The organism is Mycobacterium sp. Marseille-P9652, assembly GCF_902652685.1.
In the GTDB taxonomy this organism is placed as follows: Bacteria; Actinomycetota; Actinomycetes; order Mycobacteriales; family Mycobacteriaceae; genus Mycobacterium.
The window spans coordinates 24,009-39,548 of record NZ_CACRUY010000018.1 but is presented as its reverse complement, the minus strand read 5'-3'; the positions used below and the strand labels follow the sequence as shown (position 1 = coordinate 39,548).

Below are 15,540 nucleotides of genomic sequence, written 5' to 3'. Positions count from 1 at the left end.
GGGGCACCCCCGCGCACGTTGGGGGACGGGTCGCCACGAGGACAGGAGACCGAATGACTGCCTCGCAGCACACCATCGCGGGCACGGTGCTCACCATGCCGGTGAGGATCCGTCAGGCGACTCAGCACATGGCGATGTTCTCGGTCGACGCCGACGCGGCCCAGCAGCTGATCGACTACAGCGGTCTGCGGGTCTGCCGCTACCTGCCGGGCCGCGCGGTCGTGGTGCTCATGCTGATGCACTACATCGACGGGGACCTCGGCCAGTACTACGAATGGGGCACCAGCGTGATGGTCAACCCCCCGGGATCGAGCGCGAGCGGACCGCGCGCGCTGCAGTCGGCGGGCGCCTTCATCCACCACTTGCCCGTTGACCAGGAGTTCACGCTGGAGGCGGGAACCAAGATCTGGGGCTACCCGAAAGTCATGGCGGACTTCACCGTTCGCGAGGACCGGCAGTTCGGGTTCGAGTGCCGCGTGGACGGGCAGTTGGTGATCGGCATGGACTTCGCCCGCGGGCTGCCGTTCCGGCTGGCGCCCCGCCACCAGGAGCAGCGCAGCTACTCGCACCGCGACGGCGTCACGCGCGAGACCCCGTTCGAGTTCACGTTGGACGGTGTGCGCACCCGATTCGGGGGGGTGCGCGTCCGGCTGGGCGACCACCCCTACGCCAAAGAGCTTGCCTCCTTGGGACTTCCGAAGCGCGCGATGGTGTCCAGCTCCGCGGACCACGTACAGATGACGTTCGGCGACGCCAAGGAGATCTCATGACCATGACCAGGCCGGACGTCGACCTCACCGACGGCACCTTCTACGCCGGTGACTCCCACGCCGTCTACCGCTGGATGCGCGAGAACGAGCCGGTGTTCCGCGACCGCAACGGGTTGGCGGCCGCCTCGACCTATCAATCGGTGATCGACGCCGAGCGCAATCCCGAATTGTTCTCGAACGCGGGCGGCATCCGGCCGGACCAACCGGGTGTCGAGATGATGATCGAGATGGACGACCCGCAGCATCTCTTGCGCCGCAAGCTCGTCAATTCCGGCTTCACCCGCAAACGCGTGAAAGACCAGGAGTCCAAGATTCTTTCGCTGTGTGACACGCTGATCGACGCGGTGTGCGAGCGCGGCGCGTGCGATTTCGTATGGGACCTGGCCGCCCCGCTGCCGATGGCCGTCATCGGCGATATGCTGGGCGTACTTCCGGAGGAACGCACGATGTTCCTCAAGTGGTCCGATGACCTGGTCGGCGCGTTGAGCAGCACGGCGGCCGAAGCCGATGTCCAGGTGACCATGGACGCCTTCGCCGCATACAGCGAATACATGATGGGCATGATCGCCGCCCGCAAGGAGCAACCGACCGACGATCTGGTGAGCGTCCTCGTGCACGCCGAGGTCGAGGGCTCACGCCTGGAGGATCACCAGATCGTCACCGAGGTGCTGCTGCTGCTGATCGGCGGCGACGAGACCACCCGGCACACGCTCTCCGGCGGGACACGGCAACTCCTCTTGCACCCGGACCAGCACCGGCGCCTGGTCAAAGACCTGAAGCTGCTGCCCAACGCCATCGAAGAGATGCTGCGCTGGACGTCCCCGGTGAAGAACATGGCCCGCACGATCACCGCGGACACCGATTTCCACGGCACCCCGCTGCACCAGGGCGAGAAAATGATTCTGCTGTTCGAGTCGGCCAACTTCGACGAGAAGGTTTTCGAGGACCCGGAGAGCTTCGACATCGAGCGCTACCCCAACAGCCACCTCGCGTTCGGCTTCGGGACGCACTTCTGCCTCGGCAATCAGCTCGCCCGGCTCGAGATGTCGATCATGCAGTCACGACTTCTGCAGCGGCTTCCGGACATGCGCCTGGCCTCGGACGCGGATCTGCCGCTGCGCCCGGCGAACTTCGTCAGCGGCCTGGAGTCCATGCCGGTGGTGTTCACCCCCACCGCCCCGGTGGGCTAGAGGCCCCTGCGTCGTCGAGCGTGTACTGAGCGCGAGATTCACGCGGTTTTTCGACGCTGAGTGCACGTTCGGCGCGCCCAAGTTGTGGCCAGGCGCGCCAGGATGCCGCCCTGCGTGTCGCCGGCGCTCACCCGAATCGTGATCCAGCCGAGGTCTGGCAGCGCCTCGAAGCGGGCGATGTCTCTCCGAAATTGCCGGCGATCAATCCGATGATGGTCGCCCTCGTACTCGAGCGCAATTTTGACGTCCTCCCAGCCCATGTCGAGGACGGCAACGAGTTCCCCGTATTCGCCGTAGACCGGGATCTGTGTCCGTGGTCGCGGATAACCGGCCTCGATGACCAGCAGCCGCAGCCAGGTCTCTCGAGGCGATTGGGCGCCCGCGTCGACGAGGGTCAGGGCGCGCCGCGCGCGCCTGACGTGGCGATGTCCCTTGCGCCGCTGGGTGAGCGAAAGAGCTTCGGCCACGTCAAATTTTGTTGCGCGCAACAGCGCGTCGATGGCCGCAACCGCGGTCGACGTCGGCGTTCGGCAAGCGAGGTCGAAGGCGGTTCGCGCCGGCGTGGTCACGGGGATGCCTTCAATTGAGGTCACCTCGTCCTCGGTCACGCGATCCGACCAAGTGATGATGTTGTCCGGCGGACGGCGATAGTCGTAAAGCAGGACCGCCGGTGTGCGATCGTCGACCCACTTGGCGCCGTGCAACGCCGACGCGGACTGCCCTGCGACGATGCCGCGCCGCCTCGACCACAACCAGGCGGCGCTGGCGCGGGATCGAGCGGTGAGATCCACACCGGCCGGTATGTAGACGTCGGGATGAATCGCGACGAAACGCCGGCGCAGGGCGTACGGCGTGACGATGCCGGAGGCGACGGCCTCGCTCCCGATGAACGGTTCCATGGCAGCCGAGTGTGGCGTGGGGTACCGACACCTTCGCCGAGCGTGCACTCAGCGCGAGAAATCGGCCGAGAATGCACAAGGAATGCACGTTCGGCGCAAGAAGGTGAACCGACTACCTGTTCTTGAACTCCGGCTTGCGCTTCTCCGCGAACGCCCGCGGCCCTTCCTTGGCGTCGTCGGAGAGGAACACCTTGATGCCGATCTGGGTGTCTATCTTGAACGCGTCGTTCTCGTTGAGACCCTCGGTCTCGCGGATCGCCCGCAGGATGGCCTGGACGGCCAACGGTCCGTTGTTCTCGATCAGCTCGGCGATCTCGAGCGCCTTGGTCAGGGCCTGACCGTCGGGCACGAGATACCCGATCAGCCCGATCTCCTTGGCCTCGGCCGCCGTGATGTGCCGCCCGGTCAGCAGCAGGTCGCATGCGACCGTGTACGGGATCTGCCGAACCAGCCGCACGGCCGACCCGCCCATCGGGTACAGGCTCCACTTGGCCTCCGAGATGCCGAACTTGGCGCTCTCGCCGGCGACCCGGATGTCGGTGCCCTGCAAAATCTCGGTGCCGCCCGCGATCGCGGGGCCCTCGACGGCCGCGATCAACGGCTTGGTCAGGCGGCGGCCCTTGAGCAGCGCGTCGATTCGCGACGGGTCGTAGCTGCCGTCCTTAAAAGATTCACCAGGTGGCCGTTTCGTTGCCGCCTTGAGGTCCATGCCGGCGCAGAAGTAGCCGCCGGCCCCGGTGAGGATGCAGCAGCGGATGTCGTCGTCGTTGTCGACGCGATCCCAGGCCTGCACCATGATTTCCATCATTTCGGTGCTCAGGGCGTTGCGGGCGTGCGGCCGGTTCAGCGTGACGATCAGAGTGTGGCCGCGCTGCTCCACGAGCGCATCCGCCTCTGAGGGCTGGTTCTCGGACTCGCTCACGGCGCCGCCTTTCTCCTGGAACTTGTCAAGAAATGTAACACGTTCTAATTTGGGGTTCGTGGCCCTGAACATTGCCGACCTTGCCGAGCACGCCATCGACGCTGTGCCTGACCGTGTTGCCCTCATCTGCGGCGACGAGAAGTTGACCTACGCCGAATTGGAGGAGAAGGCCAACCGCCTCGCGCACTACCTGATCGATCAGGGCGTGAAGAAGGACGACAAGGTCGGGATCTACTGCCGCAACCGCATCGAAATCGTCATCGCGATGCTGGGGATCGTCAAGGCGGGCGCCATCCTGGTCAACGTCAACTACCGCTACGTCGAGGGCGAGCTTCGCTACCTGTTCGACAACTCCGACATGGTGGCGCTGGTGCACGAGCGCCAGTACGCCGACCGGGTGGCGAACGTCCTGCCGGACACCCCCAACGTCAAGACGATCCTGGTGATCGAGGACGGCAGCGACAAGGACTTCCAGCGCTACGGCGGCGTCTCGTTCTACGACGCGATCGCCCAGGGGTCACCAGAGCGCGACTTCGGCGAGCGCAGTGCCGACGACATCTACCTGCTCTACACCGGCGGCACCACCGGCTTCCCGAAGGGCGTCATGTGGCGCCACGAGGACATCTACCGGGTGCTGTTGGGTGGAACCGACTTTGCCACAGGCGAATTCGTCAAGGACGAGTACGACCTGGCCAAGGGGGCGACCGCCAACCCGCCGATGATCCGTTATCCGATTCCGCCCATGATCCATGGCGCCACCCAGTCGGCCACCTGGATGTCGATCTTCTCCGGCCAAACCACCGTGCTCGCACCGGAATTCAACGCCGAAGAGGTGTGGCGCACGATCCACAAGCACAAGGTGAACCTGCTGTTCTTCACCGGCGACGCGATGGCGCGGCCGCTGCTCGACGCACTGGACCGCGACCACGACTACGACCTCTCGTCGCTGTTCCTGTTGGCCAGCACGGCGGCGCTGTTCTCGCCGAGCATCAAGGAGAAGCTGCTCGAGTTGCTGCCGAACCGCGTCATCACCGACTCGATCGGTTCCTCGGAGACGGGCTTCGGGGGCACCAGCATCGTCGCCAAGGACGCGCCGCACAGCGGCGGGCCGCGCGTGACGATCGACCACCGCACCGTCGTGCTCGACGAGGAGGGCAACGAGGTCAAGCCCGGCTCGGGCGTGCGCGGCCTCATCGCCAAGAAGGGCAACATTCCCGTCGGCTACTACAAGGACGAGAAGAAGACCGCCGAGACGTTCAAGACCTTCAACGGGGTGCGGTACGCGATCCCGGGCGATTACGCCCTGGTGGAGGAGGACGGGACGGTCACCATGCTGGGCCGCGGCTCGGTGTCGATCAACAGCGGCGGCGAGAAGATCTACCCCGAAGAGGTCGAGGCCGCGCTGAAGGGCCATCCCGACGTCTTCGACGCGCTGGTGGTCGGCGTGCCCGACCCCCGCTACGGCCAGCACGTCGCCGCCGTCGTGCAGCCCCGGCCGGGCGCGCGGCCGTTGCTCGCCGAACTGGACCGCTTCGTGCGCTCGGAGATCGCGGGATACAAAGTGCCACGCAGCCTTTGGCTCGTCGACGAGGTGAAGCGCTCGCCGGCCGGCAAGCCCGACTACCGCTGGGCCAAGGAACAGACCGAGGCAAGGCCCGCGGACGACGTGCATGCCGCCCATGTGAGCGCTTGACCGATTTCGTCAAGCAGAACCCGGGCGCCCCGGACGGCTACTTCGCCTGGGAGGCAGCGGGATTGCGCTGGCTCGCCGGTGTCGAGGGCGGCGTGCGCTGCGCCGAGGTCGTCGCCGTCGACGCGACGAGCCTGACCCTCGGGCGATTGCGCTCGGTAAGCCCGACGGCCGAGGCGGCGCGCGCGTTCGGCGCGCACCTCGCGGTGACCCACGACGCGGGCGCGCCGGCATTCGGCGCGGGTCCCGACGGATGGGGCGGCCCCGGGTTCTTCGGGCCGCTGTCGCAGCCCCTGCCGATGTCGCTGAACGCCCACCCGAGCTGGGGCGAGTTCTACGCCGAGGAGCGGCTGGCCCCGATGGCCGAGCTGGCGTCGCCCAGGCTCGACGCCCCGACCCGGGCCGCTATCGAGTCGGTCATGAAGCGTTGCCGCTCAGGTGATTTCGACGACAACAACCCGCCGGCGCGGCTGCACGGCGACCTGTGGAGCGGGAACGTGATGTGGACCCCCGACGGGGTGGTGCTGATCGATCCCGCCGCGCACGCCGGCCACCGCGAGACCGACCTCGCCATGCTCGCGCTGTTCGGCTGCCCGCACTACGAGGCGGTCGTGGCCGGATACGAGCGGGTACGGCCGCTGAGGCCCGGCTGGCGCGACCGCATCGGGCTGCACCAGCTCTTCCCGCTGCTCGCGCACGTCGTGCTGTTCGGCGGCGGTTACGCGCGGCAGACGCACACAGCCGCCCGCGCCGCGCTGGCCGCTTGATCCGACGGTGGCATACAGTCGATCGCGATGACGATCGACGTGTGGATGCAGCATCCGACCGCGCGATTCCTGCGCAGCGACATGCTGGCGTCCCTGCGGCGGTGGACGGGCGGGTCCATCCCCGAGGGTGACGTCCCGATCGAGGTCACGCTCGCGGCCATGGACGCCGGCGGCGTCGGCTTCGGGCTGCTCAGCGCGTGGCGCGGCCCGAACGGTCAGGACCTGGTGTCCAACGACGAGGTCGCCGAGTGGGTTCGCCTGCATCCGAACCGATTTGCCGGTCTGGCTGCCGTCGATCTGGACCGGCCGATGGACGCCGTCCGCGAACTGCGGCGATGGCTCGCCGAGGGCTTCGTGGGCCTGCGGGTGGTGCCCTGGCTGTGGGGCGCGCCGCCCACCGACCGTCGCTATTACCCGCTGTTCGCCCAATGCGTGGAGTCCCGGGTGCCGTTCTGCACGCAGGTCGGTCACACCGGGCCGCTGCGGCCGTCGGAGACCGGCCGCCCGATCCCCTACATCGACCAGGTGGCCCTCGACTTCCCCGAGTTGGTGATCGTGTGCGGGCACGTCGGCTACCCGTGGACCGAGGAGATGGTCGCGGTGGCGCGCAAGCACGAGAACGTCTACATCGACACCTCCGCCTACACGATCAGAAGGCTGCCGGACGAGCTCGTCCGGTTCATGAAAACCTCGACGGGACAACGCAAGGTGCTGTTCGGCACGAACTACCCGATGATCGCGCACGCGCACGCGCTCGCCGGCTTGGATGAGCTCGGGCTCGACGACGCGACCCGCGACGCCTTTCTGTACCGCAACGCAGAGCGAGTTTTCGGACTGGAGGAAACCAAGTGAACGGTGCTCAGGCCCTGCTGGACACCCTGGTCGACGGCGGCGTCGACGTGTGTTTCGCCAACCCGGGCACATCGGAGATGCACTTCGTCGCGGCGCTGGACTCCGTGCCCCGAATGCGCGGCGTGCTCACCCTATTCGAGGGCGTCGCCACCGGCGCGGCCGACGGCTACGCCCGCATCGCCGACCGGCCGGCGGCGGTCCTGCTGCACCTGGGCCCGGGCCTGGGCAACGGGCTGGCCAACCTGCACAACGCACGCCGCGCGCGGGTGCCGATGGTGGTGGTCGTCGGCGACCACGCCACCTATCACAAGAAATACGACGCCCCACTGGAATCCGACATCGACGCGCTCGCCGGCAGCGTCTCAGGATGGCTGCACAGGACGACCGAGACGGCCGAAGTCGGCTCCGACGCTGCCGCGGCGATCGCGGCCAGCCGGGCCGGCCTGAAGGTCTCGACGCTGATCCTGCCCGCCGACGTCTCGTGGACCGACGGGGCGCAACCCGCCGACACGCCACCCTGGCGGCCGCCGGAGGCCGACCCGACGCTCGCCCTCGACGTGGTGGAGGTGCTGCGCTCCGGGGAACCCACCGTGATCCTGGTGGGCGGGGACGCAACCCGCGGCCCGGGTCTGGCGGCGGCCGCGCGGATCGCGCAGGCGACGGGCGCCCGGCTGCTGTGCGAGACGTTCCCGACGCGACTGGAGCGCGGCGCCGGCGTGCCGGCCATCGAACGGCTCGCGTACTTCGCCGAGGCCGCCACGGCCCAACTCGACGGCGCCAAGCACCTGATCCTGGCCGGCGCGAAGTCGCCGGTGTCGTTCTTCGCCTACCCCGACATGCCCAGTGACCTGGTGCCGGCGGGCTGCGAGGTGCACGTGCTGGCCGAGCACAGCGGCGCGCAGGCCGCCCTCCTCACGGTGGCCGACGAGGTCGCGCCGGGGACCGAAGCGCCCTTGGCGCCCGCGTCGCGCCCCGAACTCCCGACGGGCGCACTGACTTCCGCGTCCGTGGCCGCGGCGATCGGGGCGTTGCTGCCCGAAGGGGCGATCGTGGTCGACGAGTCGAACACGTCGGGCCTGCTGCTTCCCGGGGCAACCGCGGGGTCGCCGGCGCATGACTGGCTGACGCTGACCGGCGGGGCGATCGGCTACGGCATTCCCGCCGCGGTGGGCGCCGCCGTGGCCGCCCCCGACCGCCCGGTGCTCTGCCTGGAATCGGACGGGTCCGCGATGTACACCATCTCCGGGTTGTGGACGCAGGCCCGCGAGAACCTCAACGTGACGACGGTGCTCTACGACAACAACGCGTACGACATTCTGCGCGTCGAGCTGCAGCGCGTCGGGGTTGGGGCGGCTCCGGGACCCAAAGCCCTTGACCTGCTTGACCTGTCGCGACCGTCGATGGACTTCGTGAAGATCTCGGAGGGCATGGGCGTGCCCGCGCGCCGCGTCACCACCGCCGAGGAATTCGCCGACGCGCTGCGCTGGGGGCTGACCGAGGCCGGGCCGCACCTGATCGACGCGGTGGTGCCGTCACTGTTCGGCTAGGTGGTCCGCCGTCCAGTCGGCGATGGCGCCGACGATCTCGACCCCGGCCTCGAACGACTCGGCCTGCGCGGCGAGCGCCACCCCCACGTCCCCGGAACCGGTGGGCACGACCCCGAATTGGCGGACCAGGTAGTCGCCGCGCAACCCGGGACCCCAACCGCCCTTGGCCGCGAAGTTCCTCGCGGCCAGGCCCCAGCGTTGCGCGGCGACCACGCGATGCATCAGCTCGACCACCGTGCCGGCACCGCGCACGGACGGCAACCGCGCGGCGAAAGCCGCCTGCCTGACCAGCGGCCACTGCGTCTGGCCGAACGGCGTGAATCCGTCACGCAGCCGCCGTGATTCGACCGCGGTCTCCGAGTCGCCCGCATCCTCGATGACGGCCCGCACGTGGCGAGCGGCGTCGACCGGTGGGCCCAGCAGTCGCCACAACGCTTCGGAGGCCGCGTTGTCGGATTCGGTGATGACGCTGGTCAACAACGGTCCGGCAAGCGCGGGTTCGGCGCGCACCGCCGCGATCGCCAGGGGAACCTTGATGGTCGACCAGGCGACCCCGGTGGTCCAGTCGCCGAAGGACCGCACGCCGCCCGGCCCGGCGACCGCGACGCCGATGGTGGCCCGCACCCCGGCGCGGAGCCGGCCGAAGCTCTCCTCCAGCGAGACATCCATCGCGGCGCTATCGGCGAATCGGCCAGACGGGGTCGCCGCAATCCACACCCTCCGCCGACAGCTGACGCTTCAGCACCTTGAAGGTTGCCGTGCGCGGCATCTGGGCACTGACCCGCACGTGCGCCGGCCACTGCTTGGGCCCGAGATCGGGCTGCCCGGCCAGGAAGGCGCGGAACGCGTCGGCGTCGAACTCCGCGCCCGGCCTCAGCACCAGCGCGGCCATCACCTGGTCGCCGACTCTTGCGTCGGGCACGGGATACACCGCGACCTCGGCCACGTCGGGGTGGCGCAGCAGGACTCGCTCGATTGGCGCCGAGCCCAGGTTCTCCCCGTCGACGCGCATCCAATCACCAAGCCGTCCGGCAAAATACGCGTAGCCGGCGTCATCGCGGTAGGCGAGGTCACCGCTGTGGTATACGCCGCCGGCCATCCGCTCCGCCTCGGCAGCCTCGTCGTTGTAATAGCCCTCGAAGCGCCCCGGGCCGGCGACATTCACCAGCTCGCCCACCACGCCCGCGGGACACGGGTCGCCGGTGTCGGGGTCGATGATCTCGATGCCTTCGGGCAGCGGGCCCAGCGCGCCCGGCGGGGTATCGGGCGTGCGGGCGATCGCGACGCCCCCTTCGGTGGACCCGAAGCCGTCCTGCACGACGCAGCCGAACCGGCGCGCGAAGCGGTCGATGTCGCTCGGCACGCCCTCGTTGCCGTAGACCGCCCGTAACGGGTTGTCCGCGTCGTCCGGGCGCTCCGGGGTGGCCAGCACGTACGACAAGGGCTTGCCCACGTAGTTCGCATAGGTGGCGCCGTAGCGGCGGATGTCGGGCAGAAAGTTCGACGCGGAGAACTTGCGCCGCAACGCCATCGAGCCCCGGCACGCCGCCGCCACCGACCAGCCGACCAGCACCGCGTTGGAATGAAACAGCGGCATCGACACGTAGCAGACATCGTCGCGGCCGAGGCCGAACCGCTGCGTCATGGTCACGCCGGCGACCGCCACCTTGCCGTGGCTGCACTTCACCGCCTTCGGGTCGCCGCTGGTGCCCGACGTGAAGATGAGCATGAACAGGTCGGCGGGCGACGCGGACTGGAATGACGGTTGGGCGTCCCGATGCGCGTCCACCTCGGCCGCCCAGTCCGGCGAATCGACGTTCACGTGGTCGATGTCGCCGAGCGGGGCGGCCGAATTGGTGTCGGCCAGCACCAATTGGCAATCGGCGCGGGCGATGTCGCGTTCCAGCGCGGCGCCGCGCCGCACCGGGTTGAGGCCGACGGGCACGATGCCGGACATCCCGGCCGCCGCCAGCATCGCCGAGAAGAACGGGGTGTTCTCCAGCAGCACGCCGACGTGTGGGGGCCGGGACGGGTCGAGGCGGGCGCGCAGCGCCGCCGCTATCGCTGCGCCATGCCGCAGGTGATCACGCCAGCTGGTGAACGAGTCCTCGAAATAGACACCGCGATCGTCGATTTCGGCCAGCGGCACCAGGAGCTGGGTGACGGTCAGGTCGGTCGGGTCGAGCATCCACGTCCCCGTCGTCGCGAATGTGCGGCTGGCTTCACGTTCGGGCTCGAGTGTGCGGCTAGCTTCACGTTCGAGCGATCAGGCGGGCGTTTCCGCCAGTTCACGGCCGATGCGGCGCAGCTGCCCGGTGGCGCCGCCGAGAGCGAACTCCGCATCCTTGGCGGCAAGGAAGTAGCGGTGCACCGGGTGGTCGGTGTCGACACCGACACCGCCGTGCACGTGCACGATCGTGTGCGCCACTCGGTGGCCGGCGTCGGCGGCCCAGAACGCCGCACTGGCGACGTCGATCTCGGCGGGGATGTCTTCCGAGACGCGCCAGGCCGCCTGGGTGAGCGTCAGCCGCAACCCCTTGACGTCGATGTACCCGTCGGCCAGCCGCTGCGCCACGGCCTGGAAGCTGCCGATCGGGCGGTCGAATTGCTCGCGGGTGCGCGCGTACTCGGCCGTCAGTTGCAGGCCCCGTTCCAGGACGCCCAACTGAAATGCGCTGCGGCCCAGCGCCGCAAGCGTGTCGAGCCATAGGACGACCTCGGCGCCGCCGACCGCCCGGCCGCCGTCGACCTCCGTGCCCTCGAGGACGAGGTGCCCCACACTGCCCAGGCCCGTCGTCTCCATCGCCGTCACCGACACCCCCGGGTCATCGGCGGCGACCAGGAAAACCGTTGTCCCGGAATCCGTCTCGGCCGGGACAAGGAATGCGTCCGCCACGGGGCCGTAGCCGATCTGGGTGCGGCTGCCCGTCAGGCGGTAGCCGGCGCCGGCGCGGGCCGCCTGCACCGGTCCCTCACCCATCTCGCCCAGCAGCGCGACGGCGAGGATCTTCTCGCCGGCCACCGCGGGCGCGCCCCAACCCTGCTGCAACTCCTCAGAACCGAACCGGGCCAACGCGCCCGCGCCCAGGACCACAGAGTCCAGGTAGGGCACCGCGGCCAGTTGGTGGCCGAGGGCCACCAACACGGCCACCTGCTCGAGGACCCCGAAGCCGTCGCCACCCAGCGACGAAGGCGAGGCGCTGGTGAGGATGTCGGCGTCGACCAGCTTGCGCCACAACTCACGGTCGAACCGTTGGTCGAGTTTGTCGAGTTCGCGCTGGTGCTCCGGCGTGCACACCGCGTCGACGATGGTGTCGACCAGGCTCCCGAGGTCGTTTGCCGCTTCGGTGGTGGTGAAATCCATGGGTTCGATGTCCTTGAAGAGAGAAGGGGCTCAGCGGTTGGCTCGGGGGAGTCCCAGCGCGACCATCCCGATGATGTCGCGCTGCACTTCGTTGGTGCCGCCGCCGAAGGTCAGGATCAGGCAGGCCCGGTGCATGCGCTCGACCCGGCCGCGCAGCAACGCGCCCGGCGAATCCTGGCGCACCGTCGCCGAGGTGCCCAGCACCTCCATCAGCAGCCGGTAGGCCTCGGTGGCCAACTCGGTGCCGAAGACCTTGGCCGCCGACGCATCCGCCGGGCCGAGCGAATCACCCTGAGAGGACGCGAGTTCCCAGTTGATCAACTTCAACACCTCGGCCTTCGCGTGCACCCGGGCCAGGTTCAGCTGCACCCATTCGGAGTCGATCAGCCGGGACCCACCGGCGTCCTTGGTGTTCTGCGCCCATTCGCGAACCTCGCGCAGCGCCACGAAGATCGGCGCCGACGACACCAGCGCGACGCGCTCGTGGTTGAGCTGGTTGGTCACCAGCTTCCAGCCGCCGTTCTCCTCGCCCACCCTGTTGCTCACCGGCACCCGCACGTCGGTGTAGTACGTGGCGCTGGTGTCGGGACCGGCCATGGTGTGCACCGGCGTCCACGAGAAGCCCTCCGCGGTGGTCGGCACGATCAGCACCGAGATGCCGCGGTGCTTCTTCGCCTCGGGGTTGGTGCGCACCGCCAACCAGACGTAGTCGGCGTACTGGATCAGGCTGGTCCACATCTTCTGGCCGTTGACGACGTAGTCGTCGCCGTCGCGCACCGCGCTCGTGCGCAAGTTGGCCAGGTCGGTCCCGGCGCCGGGCTCGGAGTAGCCGATGGAGAAGTGGAGATCCCCCGCAGCAATGCGCGGCAGGAAGAACTTCTTCTGCTCGTCGCTGCCGTACGCCATGATCGTCGGCGCCACGCTGTTGATCGTCAGGAACGGCACGGGCACGCCCGCGACGGCCGCCTCGTCGGTGAAGATCAGCGAGTCCATCGGCGAGCGGTCCTGCCCGCCGTACTCCTCGGGCCAGTTGAGGGTGAGCCACCCGTCCTTGCCCATCTGCGAAACGACCTCGCGATACGCGTTGCCGGTGCCGATCTCGCCCTGGGTCGAGCTCAGCGCCTCTCGGCGCTCCGGGGTCATCAGGGTGCTGAAGTACGACCGCAGCTCGCGACGCAGCTCCTCCTGTTCGGGGGTGTAACTGATGCGCATGTCAGCCGTCCTTCGATTCGTTGCCGCGAGCAGCGGCGCGACCCGTTCGCTTCCCCGGTTGTAACACGTTCTAGTCTGGGAATCCAGCGACCGTTCCCCTGGAGGCATCGGGGCCCTATGGTGTACCTACGCGCTGACGGGACAGGTGCTCGAATTGACGGCCAGCTACGAGGAGGGTGCTGTGCGGGTGATCGTGGATCGTGATCGGTGTGAAGGTAACGCCGTGTGCCTAGGCATCGCGCCGGACATCTTCGACCTGGACGACGAGGACTACGCCGTCGTGAAGCTCGACCCCGTTCCCCCCGACCAGGAGCAGCTGGCGGAGCAGGCGATCGCGGAATGCCCGCGGGCCGCGCTGCAGCGCCAGGACTAGAACCCGTCACCGTCAACTAGAGGTATTCATAAATTGACTAGCAGCACGAACGCGACCGATCTTTCCGGAAAGGTCGCGGTGGTGACCGGCGCGGCCGCGGGACTGGGGCGCGCCGAGGCCCTGGGCCTTGCCCGGCTCGGCGCGACCGTCGTGGTCAACGACATCGAGGCCGCGCTGAACGCGTCCGACGTCATCGACGAGATCAACGCGGCCGGTTCCAAGGCGATCGCGGTGGCCGGCGACATCAGTCAGCGCTCGACGGCCGACGAACTCATCGCCACCGCCGACGGACTGGGCGGGCTCGACGTCGTGGTCAACAACGCCGGGATCACCCGCGACCGGATGCTGTTCAACATGTCCGACGAGGAATGGGACCAGGTGATCGCCGTGCATCTGCGCGGCCACTTCCTGTTGACTCGCAACGCGGCCACCTACTGGCGCGGCAAGGCCAAGGACGCTGGTGGATCGATCTTCGGGCGCATCGTCAACACCTCCTCGGAGGCGGGGCTGGTGGGCCCGGTGGGTCAGGCCAACTACGGCGCGGCCAAGGCGGGCATCATCGCCCTCACGCTCTCGGCCGCCCGGGCTCTGGGCCGCTACGGCGTCTGCGCCAACGCCATCTGCCCCCGGGCCCGCACCGCGATGACGGCCGACGTCTTCGGGGCGCAGCCGGAAGCGGCGGCGGGGGAGATCGACCCGTTGTCGCCCGACCACGTGGTCACGCTGGTGCAGTTTTTGTGCTCCCCGGCTGCCGCCGAGGTCAACGGCCAGGTGTTCATCGTCTACGGTCCTCAGGTGACGCTGGTCGCGGCGCCCACCGCCGAGCAGAGATTCAGCGCGGACGGGGCGGCCTGGGAGGCGGCGCAACTGAGCTCGACATTGCAGAAATACTTTGCTGGCCGCGACCCGGAGAAAAACTTCTCCGCCGTCGGACTGATGGAACAATAGCAATTCTATGAAACATAACCGGGGGGATATGTGACGTGGAACGGGTGTCAGTTTTATAACGAAAGAATGGGTCTGACCAGCAAAATTAACGTTTAAGACAGAGATAAGCAGTTCGTTGACACCATGAACTTCTTCTGAGTTAATATGATCCGGCTCACAGCGAGCCGAGTGTGACCGATGACAACGCAAAGGCGACCCATAGGCTTCGCCGTGAGCAGCAGAGGGGGCTGCGAGGTTGATTCAACAGCTTGCCGTCCCCGCCCGCGCTGTTGGCGGGTTCTTCGAAATGATGATTGACACCGGCCGTGCGGCATTCCGCCGGCCGTTCCAGTTCGGCGAGTTCCTGGAACAGACGTGGATGATCGCCCGGGTGTCCCTGGTGCCGACGTTGCTGGTGTCCATCCCGTTCACCGTCCTCGTGGCATTCACCCTGAACATCCTGTTGCGCGAGATCGGCGCCGCCGACCTGTCCGGCGCCGGAACGGCGTTCGGCACGATCACCCAGCTCGGCCCGGTGGTGACGGTGCTCGTCGTGGCCGGCGCCGGAGCCACCGCCATCTGCGCCGACCTGGGTGCCCGCACGATCCGCGAAGAGATAGACGCGATGCGGGTGCTCGGCATCGACCCGATCCAACGGCACGTCGTGCCCCGCGTGCTGGCGTCCACCGTCGTCGCGCTGTTGCTCAACGGCCTCGTCTGCGCGATCGGCCTCTCGGGCGGCTACGTCTTCTCCGTCTTCCTCCAAGGGGTCAACCCCGGCGCGTTCATCAACGGGCTCACCGTTCTGACCGGGTTGAAAGAGCTGGTCCTCGCCGAGGTCAAGGCGCTGCTGTTCGGCGTGATGGCCGGGCTGGTCGGGTGTTATCGCGGCCTGACCGTCAAGGGTGGGCCCAAGGGGGTGGGGAACGCCGTCAACGAGACCGTCGTCTACGCGTTCATCTGCCTCTTCGTCATCAACGTGGTGATGACGGCCATCGGCGTGCGGGTCACGGCCAAGTGACGGCGG

The 15,540-nt window shown here is 68.2% G+C and carries 15 protein-coding genes; 9 read left to right on the top strand and 6 right to left on the bottom strand.

From position 1 onward, the window contains the following. The first annotated feature begins 53 nt into the window (after nt 1–53). Both GPY60_RS12185 and GPY60_RS12180 read left to right on the top strand, forming a co-directional pair. The gene (locus GPY60_RS12185; RefSeq protein WP_156687929.1) at nt 54–770 is read left to right on the top strand and encodes an acetoacetate decarboxylase family protein; all 717 of its coding nucleotides are present in this window, start codon (nt 54–56) and stop codon (nt 768–770) included. Then, nucleotides 767–1,960 carry a cytochrome P450 gene (locus tag GPY60_RS12180; protein WP_370462710.1) on the top strand — a complete coding sequence of 398 codons (1,194 nt, stop codon included), beginning with the start codon at nt 767–769 and terminating at the stop codon, nt 1,958–1,960. The genes GPY60_RS12185 and GPY60_RS12180 overlap by 4 nt, the downstream gene beginning before the upstream one ends. Before the next feature lie 38 nt (nt 1,961–1,998). Here the strand turns inward: GPY60_RS12180 and GPY60_RS12175 are convergent, their stop codons facing one another. Both GPY60_RS12175 and GPY60_RS12170 read right to left on the bottom strand, forming a co-directional pair. Further along, the gene (locus GPY60_RS12175; RefSeq protein ID WP_156687928.1) at nt 1,999–2,859 is read right to left on the bottom strand and encodes a hypothetical protein; all 861 of its coding nucleotides are present in this window, start codon (nt 2,857–2,859) and stop codon (nt 1,999–2,001) included. Nucleotides 2,860–2,971: 112 nt separating this feature from the next. Continuing rightward, nucleotides 2,972–3,853 carry a crotonase/enoyl-CoA hydratase family protein gene (locus GPY60_RS12170; protein ID WP_370462709.1) on the bottom strand — a complete coding sequence of 294 codons (882 nt, stop codon included), beginning with the start codon at nt 3,851–3,853 and terminating at the stop codon, nt 2,972–2,974. Here GPY60_RS12170 and GPY60_RS12165 point away from each other — a divergent pair. The 4 genes from GPY60_RS12165 to GPY60_RS12150 are packed head-to-tail and all read left to right on the top strand — an operon-like array spanning nt 3,840 to nt 8,637. Further along, a complete protein-coding gene (locus GPY60_RS12165; RefSeq protein WP_370462708.1) occupies nt 3,840–5,474 on the top strand; it encodes an acyl-CoA synthetase in 1,635 nt (544 codons plus the stop codon). The two genes, GPY60_RS12170 and GPY60_RS12165, sit on opposite strands and share 14 nt — an antisense overlap. Then, on the top strand, nt 5,471–6,238 hold the full coding sequence (locus tag GPY60_RS12160) for a fructosamine kinase family protein (protein WP_156687925.1): 768 nt from the start codon (nt 5,471–5,473) through the stop codon (nt 6,236–6,238). The genes GPY60_RS12165 and GPY60_RS12160 overlap by 4 nt, the downstream gene beginning before the upstream one ends. A gap of 27 nt (nt 6,239–6,265) precedes the next feature. Beyond that, complete coding sequence (locus GPY60_RS12155) at nt 6,266–7,090, top strand: amidohydrolase family protein (protein WP_156687924.1); 825 nt, start codon at nt 6,266–6,268, stop codon at nt 7,088–7,090. Further along, on the top strand, nt 7,087–8,637 hold the full coding sequence (locus GPY60_RS12150; RefSeq protein WP_156687923.1) for an acetolactate synthase large subunit: 1,551 nt from the start codon (nt 7,087–7,089) through the stop codon (nt 8,635–8,637). Before GPY60_RS12155 ends, GPY60_RS12150 begins: the two co-directional genes overlap by 4 nt. Here the strand turns inward: GPY60_RS12150 and GPY60_RS12145 are convergent. The 4 genes from GPY60_RS12145 to GPY60_RS12130 all read right to left on the bottom strand — a co-directional run bounded on the left by GPY60_RS12145 (nt 8,623) and on the right by GPY60_RS12130 (nt 13,213). Next, nucleotides 8,623–9,306, bottom strand: a complete 684-nt coding sequence (locus GPY60_RS12145; protein ID WP_156687922.1) for a hypothetical protein — start codon at nt 9,304–9,306, stop codon at nt 8,623–8,625. The two genes, GPY60_RS12150 and GPY60_RS12145, sit on opposite strands and share 15 nt — an antisense overlap. Nucleotides 9,307–9,313: 7 nt before the next feature. Beyond that, nucleotides 9,314–10,825, bottom strand: a complete 1,512-nt coding sequence (gene fadD17 / locus GPY60_RS12140) for a long-chain-fatty-acid--CoA ligase FadD17 (protein ID WP_156687921.1) — start codon at nt 10,823–10,825, stop codon at nt 9,314–9,316. Nucleotides 10,826–10,903: 78 nt separating this feature from the next. Next, on the bottom strand, nt 10,904–12,001 hold the full coding sequence (locus GPY60_RS12135) for an acyl-CoA dehydrogenase family protein (protein ID WP_156687920.1): 1,098 nt from the start codon (nt 11,999–12,001) through the stop codon (nt 10,904–10,906). A 30-nt stretch (nt 12,002–12,031) separates the two neighbouring features. After that, nucleotides 12,032–13,213: an acyl-CoA dehydrogenase gene (locus tag GPY60_RS12130; RefSeq protein ID WP_156687919.1), complete on the bottom strand. Its 1,182-nt coding sequence runs from the start codon at nt 13,211–13,213 to the stop codon at nt 12,032–12,034. 181 nt (nt 13,214–13,394) lie between these two features. On the opposite strand from GPY60_RS12130, the gene GPY60_RS12125 reads away from it, so the two are divergent. The 3 genes from GPY60_RS12125 to GPY60_RS12115 all read left to right on the top strand — a co-directional run bounded on the left by GPY60_RS12125 (nt 13,395) and on the right by GPY60_RS12115 (nt 15,534). Beyond that, the gene (locus GPY60_RS12125; protein ID WP_156687982.1) at nt 13,395–13,586 is read left to right on the top strand and encodes a ferredoxin; all 192 of its coding nucleotides are present in this window, start codon (nt 13,395–13,397) and stop codon (nt 13,584–13,586) included. A 33-nt stretch (nt 13,587–13,619) separates the two neighbouring features. Continuing rightward, nucleotides 13,620–14,534 (top strand): 3-oxoacyl-ACP reductase, encoded by a 915-nt coding sequence (locus tag GPY60_RS12120; RefSeq protein WP_156687918.1) that lies wholly within the window; start codon nt 13,620–13,622, stop codon nt 14,532–14,534. A gap of 235 nt (nt 14,535–14,769) precedes the next feature. After that, nucleotides 14,770–15,534, top strand: coding sequence for an MlaE family ABC transporter permease (locus GPY60_RS12115; RefSeq protein ID WP_156687917.1), 765 nt, complete (start codon nt 14,770–14,772; stop codon nt 15,532–15,534). The last annotated feature ends 6 nt before the right edge of the window (nt 15,535–15,540 follow it).